Origin of the sequence: Actinospica durhamensis, from assembly GCF_018139695.1 — a bacterium.
Classification (GTDB): Bacteria; Actinomycetota; Actinomycetes; order Streptomycetales; family Catenulisporaceae; genus Actinospica; species Actinospica durhamensis.
The window spans coordinates 1-6,675 of the sequence record NZ_JAGSOG010000379.1 but is presented as its reverse complement, the minus strand read 5'-3'; the positions used below and the strand labels follow the sequence as shown (position 1 = coordinate 6,675).

Genomic DNA, 6,675 nt, shown 5'->3' with positions numbered 1-6,675 from the left:
GCGGGGTGGGCGGAGCCGGGGGCCACTGCTGCGGGTACGGGTAGTTGACCGGCAGCAGCCCGTCCGCGCTGATCACCGGCAGCTTGGCCGGCGGGGTGGGCAGCAGCGCCTGCTTCGGGTTCGCGCCGCCGCCCTGCACGCCGAACATGGCCTCCTCGATCTGCTCCACCGCGGGACCGGAGACCTGGGCGCCCTGGCCGCCCTGCGGGATCATCATGACCACGGCGTACTGCGGGTGGTCGGCCGGCACGACCGAGGCGAACACCGAGGTCGGGTTCTGGTCGTAGACGTCCGCGGTGCCGGTCTTGGCGCCCACCGGGATCTGCCCCTGCGGCCACGGCCCGTAGACCCCGGACGCGGTGCCCTCCAGCGCGACGCCCTCGAGCGCGTTGACGATGAACTTGCGGGTGGCCGGGGAGATGTCCACGTGCCGCACCAGCTTGGGCTGGTAGGTGCTGACCACCTTGCCGCCGGGGCCGAGCACGGCCTGGAGCAGGTGCGGCTGGTAGAGGTCGCCGCCGTTGACGATGGTGGCGTAGGCGCGGGCCAGCTGCAGCGGGGTGACCTCCACCCCGCCCTGCCCGATCGCCTCGAGCACCGCGTCGCCGGGCAGGAACTCGAAGCCGTTCTGGCAGTTGTCCGAGGCGATCTGCTTGAGGTAGGCGGCCCTGGCCGGGTCGGTGGCGGCGACGGAGGGGTAGCCGTTCTGGCCGTGCGCGCACCAGTTGGTCTTGTTCGCCTTCCACTCGGCGAGCTTCTCCTGCCGGGTCTGGATCAGGCCGGGGGACTCGCCGGGCAGGTCGATCCCGGTCTCGTGGCCGAGGCCGAGCGCGGTGGCCATGGTCTGCACCGGGTCGGCCGGGTGCGCCACCGGCCGGCTCCCGCCGTCGGCCGACCACATCTTGTAGGCCGCCCCGTAGAACACGGTGTCACAGGACACCTCAATGGCGCGCTTGAGCGTGATCGGCCCGAAGGCCTCGCCCTCGAAGTTGTGGAAGACCTGGTTGCCGACGGTGAAGGAGGTGGAGCAGTCGTAGGTGCCGTCGGTCGGGAACCCGTCCTGGAGCATGGCCGCGGTGGTGACCGCCTTGAAGGTGGAGCCTGGCGGGTAGTCGCCCTGGTAGCCGCGGTCAAGCAGCGGTGTGCCGGAGGCCGGGCTGATCAGCTGGGAGTAGACCTTGGGGTCGATACCGCCGGTCCACACGTTCGGGTCGTAGTTGGGGTAGGTGGCCATGGCCACGACGCCGCCGGTGTTGACGTTGAGCACCACCACCGCGCCCGAGTCGGCCTTGCCGAACTGGCCGGTCTCCGAGTCCCACACCCCGTGCGCGCTCTCGATGGCCGCCTTGAGCTGCTGCTCGGCGATGGCCTGCACGTGCGCGTCGAGGGTGGTGACGAGGTTGTCGCCGGGCACCGGCGCGGTCTGCGAGACCGTGCGCACGGCCTGCCCGACATTGTCCACGGCCACCTCGGCCACCCCGGAGCGCCCGCGCAGCAGCGAGTCGTACTCCTCCTCGAGGCCCGAGCGCCCGACCATGTCGGTGGGCTGGTAGTCGTCGCCCGGCTTGGCCAGCTCGTCCGGGGTGACCGGGGAGAGGTAGCCGAGCATCTGCGCCGCGTTCACGCCGAACGGCGCCGGGTAGGTGCGTACGGCCGAGGGCTGCACGGTGATGCCGGGGAACTTGTCGTGGTCCTCGAGGATCTCCAGGCCCAGGTTGGTCGGCACGTTCACCGCCACCGGGATCGGCTGGTAGGGCGAGCCGGCCCAGCACGGCTGGGAGACGGTGCCCGAGCACAGCCGGATCTTCTGGGCGATCTGCGCCTCCGGCACGTTTAGCAGCGCGGCCAGCCGGTTCAGCGCGGCCTGCCCGTTCTTCGGCTCCTCGCGCAGGGTGCTCAGGTCGACCGTGGCCTCCAGGCTGACCCGGTTGTCTACCAGCGGGTGGCCCTGGTCGTCCAGGATGTCCCCGCGCACGGCCGCGGTGGCGACCGCGCGCAGGTCGTTGGCGGCGGCCTCGGCCTGGAACTGGGCGCCGGAGTGCACCTGCAGGTACCACATCCGGGCGCCGAGGGTGGCCAGCAGGGCGAGCACCAGGACCTGGACGACGCCCAGGCGGGCGCGCGCCCCGTCGAGTCGGTGGGGACGGTGCATGCGCGGGCTCCGTTGCTCGGGTGCGGGCGGTTCTAGAGTTCGGCGACGGTGCGGGTGGCGGGCTGCTGGTCCAGCGCGTTGCCGGCCGGCGCGAGGATCACGCCGCGGCGGCCGTCGGCGACCCGGGCCAGGGCGCCGAGCCCTGGCAGGACCAGCGGCGTGGCCACCGCGGTGTAGAGCGCGCAGGCCGCGGCACCGTGCAGCAGGCCGGGGCTGGTGAGCGTGCCGCCGGAGCCGATCAGGCTGCCGAGGGCGGCGTTGGCGAGGGTGGCGGCGCCCGCGTAGATCCCGGCCAGCGCGCTGGTGCGCAGCGCGGAGCGGCGGGCCTCGACCGCGGCGCGCCCGGCCAGCGCGCCCACCAGCGTGAGCACCAGCGCGTGCCGCCCGGCCGCGGTGACGGACGGCGGGGCCAGGTCGAGCGCGAGCCCGGCGCAGAACCCGAGCAGCGCGCCCTGGTTCGGCCCCCACGCCGCCGCCAGCGCGAGCACGGTCAGCAGCACCAGGTCGGGCACGGCGTAGGGCAGCGCGAGGTGCGGCAGGACGCTGAGCTCCAGGGCGAGCGCGAGGGCGAGCGCCGCGACGGCGAGCAGGGTCCGGTAGACGGCGCGCATCAGTGGCCCCCCGGCAGCATGGCGTCGCGCGGATCCGAGCGCACCGGCTCGGTCACGATGCCCACGGTGTCCACCGCGGTCTCGTCCACGTACGTCTTGACCAGCGCGGTCCGGGTCAGCTGGCCCGGGGTGTCGAGGACCTTGGAGACGGTGCCGACCGGGACGCCGGGCACGCTGGTGGCGGCGTCCGCGGTGCCGAGGGTGAGCACCGGCGAGCCGACCGCGATCTTGAGCTGCGGGTCGAAGAAGGACACCTTGAGCGTGTGCGGGTCCTGCCCCACCGCGGTGCCGATCGGCCCGGATCCGGCCAGCCGCACCCCGATCACCGAGTCCGGGTCCACCGCGAGCAGCACGGTGCTGGTGCCCGGCCCGACGCTGGTGATCCGCCCGACCAGCCCGTCGCCGGTGATCACGCTCTGGTCCACGGCCACCCCGTCCCGGCTGCCGGCGTCCAGGGTCGCGGTCCAGCTCCCGTCCTGGGTCGGCGCCAGCGCGATCAGCTGGGCCGGCACGGTGGACAGGCCGCCGAGCCCGGTGATCTTCTCAAGCGCGTCCAGCTGCGCGGCCCGCACCCGGTCCTGCGCACCGGTCTCCACCTCGGTCTTCAGGCCGGAGACCTGCGCCTGAAGAGCCTTGATACGGGTCTCGTCCGCGCTCGAGTGCCCCCAGCCGTCGAACAGCGAGCCGACCGAGCGGGTGGCCGAGTCCGCCGTGCGCTCCACCGGCCCGAACACTCCGGCGGCCACGTTCCTGGCCTGGTCCAGCGGCCCCCGCTCGCCCGGCTGCTGCCCGCGTGCGTCCACGGTGATCAGCGCGAATCCGGCCAGCAGCAGCGCCAGGAGCCCGAGCCGGGTGCGGCGGGTGTCTCGCATGAATCAAGGTCCTTCGTCAGGTGCGGCGTCCTGCGCGGGGCGGATGGATCGAGGCGGGCAGGTTCCGGAGCCGATGGGGGAGCTAGCGGCGCACTCCCGTGCCCAGCACCGGCTGCAGCGCGTCGAAGTCCTCCACGCAGCGGCCGGAGCCGAGCACGACCGAGTCCAGCGGGTTCTCCGCGACCAGCACCGGCATCCCGGTCTCCCGGCGCAGCCGCTGGTCGAGTCCGCGCAGCAGGGCGCCGCCGCCGGTGAGCACGATGCCGCGGTCCATGATGTCGCCGGACAGTTCCGGCGGGCACTTGTCGAGCGTGTCGCGCACCGCGTCGATGATCTGCGCGACCGGTTCCTCCATGGCGCGGCGCACCTCGGTGGAGGTCAGCACGATGATCTTGGGCAGGCCGGAGACCAGGTCCCGGCCGCGCACCTCGGCGTGCAGCTCGCTGTCGGTCTCGTCGGCCGAGCCGATGGCCAGCTTGATCTCCTCGGCGGTGCGGTCGCCGAGCAGGATCGAGTACTCCTTCTTGGCGTACTGGATGACCGCGTTGTCGAGCTCGTCCCCGGCCACCCGGACCGAGTTCGCGGTGACGATGCCCGCGTAGGAGATGACCGCGACCTCGGTGGTGCCGCCGCCGATGTCCACCACCATGTTCCCGGTGGCCTCCTGGATCGGCAGTCCGACCCCGATCGCCGCGGCCATCGGCTCCTCGATCAGGTGCACCTGCCGCGCCCCGGCCGCGTCCGCCGCGTCCTCCACCGCGCGCCGCTCCACGCCGGTGATCCCGCTGGGCACGCAGATGACCACCCGTGGCTGGGCGAGCAGCCGGCGCGGGTGGACCTTGCGGATGAAGTAGCGCAGCATCCGCTCGGCGATCTCGAAGTCCGCGATCACCCCGTCCTTGAGCGGGCGGATGGCCACGATGTTGCCGGGCGTGCGCCCCATCATCTTCTTGGCCTCGGAGCCCACCGCGAGCACGGCACCGTTGTGCGTGTTGACCGCGACGACGGAGGGCTCGTTCAGCACGATGCCACGCCCCCGGACGTATACCAAGGTGTTTGCGGTACCCAGATCCACCGCGATGTCCCGGCCGACGACCGACATGCCCATAGCTGCAACCTTCCGCGAGCGCTCTCCGGCCTGCGCGAGGGCGGGGCGGGTCGAGCGCGATCACCCAGAGCGAGGGGTATCTGACGCCGAGTGAGCTTTCCCGCCGATCCTAGCCACAAGCACGGCCCAGTTCCGTGACGCCTGGAGCGTTCCCGGTCGGCGTGTCGGCGGAAACGGTCGTTCGCCTGGTCGAGTGACGTGGGAACCCGGAAGTGACGCGCGGGTCGGCCGCCCGGTCGATCCCGGGCCGACGCCCGGGCCGGTCTCGAGTCGACGCCCGGGCCGATCTCGGGTCGATGCCCGGGGCCGATCTCGGGCCGGTCTCGGGCCGGTCCTCGGCGCCGGGCGGGCGCCGGACGGGCCGGGTCAGATCTCGGCGCGGTAGTCCCGGTACTGCGGCACCAGCACGGCCACCGCGATCATCCCCACCACCACGAGGACCCCGCCCGCGGTCACCGCCGTGCGCGTGCCCAGCGCGGCCCCGGCCAGGCCGTGCGCGAGGTCGGCCAGCCGCGGCCCGCCCGCCACGACGACCGTGAACACGCCCTGCATCCGGCCCTTGAGCTCGTCGGTCACGACCGTCTGCAGAATGGACTGCCGGAAGACCATCGACATCAGGTCCGCCGCGCCGCCGAGGGCGAGGAAGAGCCCGGCCAGCGCGATGTTGCCGGACAGCCCGAAGCCGATGATGGCCGCGCCCCAGGCGCCCACCGCCACGATCGTCATCAGGCCGTGCCGGTGCAGGCGGGAGAAGGAGCCGGACAGCAGCCCGCCGAGCACCGAACCGAGCGGGATGGCCGCGTAGAGCCAGCTCAGCGCGAGGTGGTTGCCCGCGAACGTGGTGTCGGCCATCTGCGGGAACAGCGCGCGGGGCATGCCAAAGATCATCGCGATCAGGTCGACGCCGAAGGACCAGGCGAGCAGCCGGTTCGAGAGCCCCACCCGGAAGCCCTCGACGATGTGCCCGACCCCGGCCCGCTTCGGCGCGGAGCCCAGCGGCGGCAGCAAGGGCAGGCGCAGCACCGCCCACAGCGTGACGGTGAGCCCGCAGGCGTCGAGCAGGTAGAGCGTGGAGAGGCCGGTGATCGGGATCAGCGCGCCGCCGACCATCGGTCCGACCAGTCCGCCCACCGACATGACGATGCCGCTGAGCGCGTTCGCCGCGGGCAGTTCCTCGCGCGGCACGAGTCGCGGAATCGTGGCGGAGCGGGCCGGGGAGTTCATCCCGAACATGGCCTGTTGCACCATCAGCAGCCCGATCAGCAGGGCGATCGAGTCGACGTGCAGGGCGGCCTGGACCCACAGCGCGATCGAGGAGACGGCCACGCCGGTGTTCGTCAGCAGCATCAGCTTGCGCCGGTCCATGGTGTCGGCGATCGCGCCGCCCCAGAGCCCGAAGACGATCAGCGGCAGCAGTCCGCAGAAGCTGGCGATGCCGACCCAGCCGGAGGAGTTGGTGAGCTGGTAGACCTGGAAGGGCACGGCGACGGCCGTCATCTGGCTGCCCATGGCCGTGACGATGCTCGAGGTCCACAGCCGCCGATACGCCGGGTGCCGCAGCGGGCGCGTGTCCACCGCGAGCTTGCGCAGCTTGCCGCGCCGGGGTGCGGCGGCGCCGGATTCGGCGCCCGCCTCGACGCCGGAATCGGCGCCCGTACTGCTACCGGAAGCGGTCGCGCCGTCACCTGGAGTGCCTGGCTGACCTCCCCCTCCGCCCTGTTCGGACGCGGCCGAGGGCGGGGTGGAGGTCACGGAAGACACGGTAAAGAATGGTACAGCGACTTGAACCTTACGTATTCCCCCTATTGAGTCTGCGCTAGGATCACCCCCCAGCGTGGACGGCGCATGCGCGGGCGCGCCGGGGCCGCCGACGTCGCCGCCTCCGGCGGATCGGGCGCCAGGTGGGGCGGCAGCTGACGACGGGTGGAGGGG

At 72.8% G+C, this 6,675-nt stretch carries 5 protein-coding genes; all 5 read right to left on the bottom strand.

Annotation, left to right across the window (positions count from 1 at the left end; genetic code table 11):
• On the bottom strand, positions 1-2,152 hold a 2,152-nt coding region (gene mrdA / locus KDL01_RS37935), incomplete at its 3' end, for a penicillin-binding protein 2 (RefSeq protein ID WP_212533553.1).
• A 32-nt stretch (positions 2,153-2,184) separates the two neighbouring features.
• Entirely contained in the window at positions 2,185-2,763 is a 579-nt protein-coding gene (mreD, locus tag KDL01_RS37930; protein WP_212533552.1) for a rod shape-determining protein MreD, read from the bottom strand.
• A complete protein-coding gene (gene mreC, locus KDL01_RS37925) occupies positions 2,763-3,635 on the bottom strand; it encodes a rod shape-determining protein MreC (protein WP_212533551.1) in 873 nt (290 codons plus the stop codon). The genes mreD and mreC overlap by 1 nt, the downstream gene beginning before the upstream one ends.
• 82 nt (positions 3,636-3,717) lie before the next feature.
• Complete coding sequence (locus tag KDL01_RS37920) at positions 3,718-4,737, bottom strand: rod shape-determining protein (protein WP_212533554.1); 1,020 nt, start codon at positions 4,735-4,737, stop codon at positions 3,718-3,720.
• A 372-nt stretch (positions 4,738-5,109) separates the two neighbouring features.
• Positions 5,110-6,495: an MFS transporter gene (locus KDL01_RS37915; protein WP_438802016.1), complete on the bottom strand. Its 1,386-nt coding sequence runs from the start codon at positions 6,493-6,495 to the stop codon at positions 5,110-5,112.
• Positions 6,496-6,675: the final 180 nt, after the last annotated feature.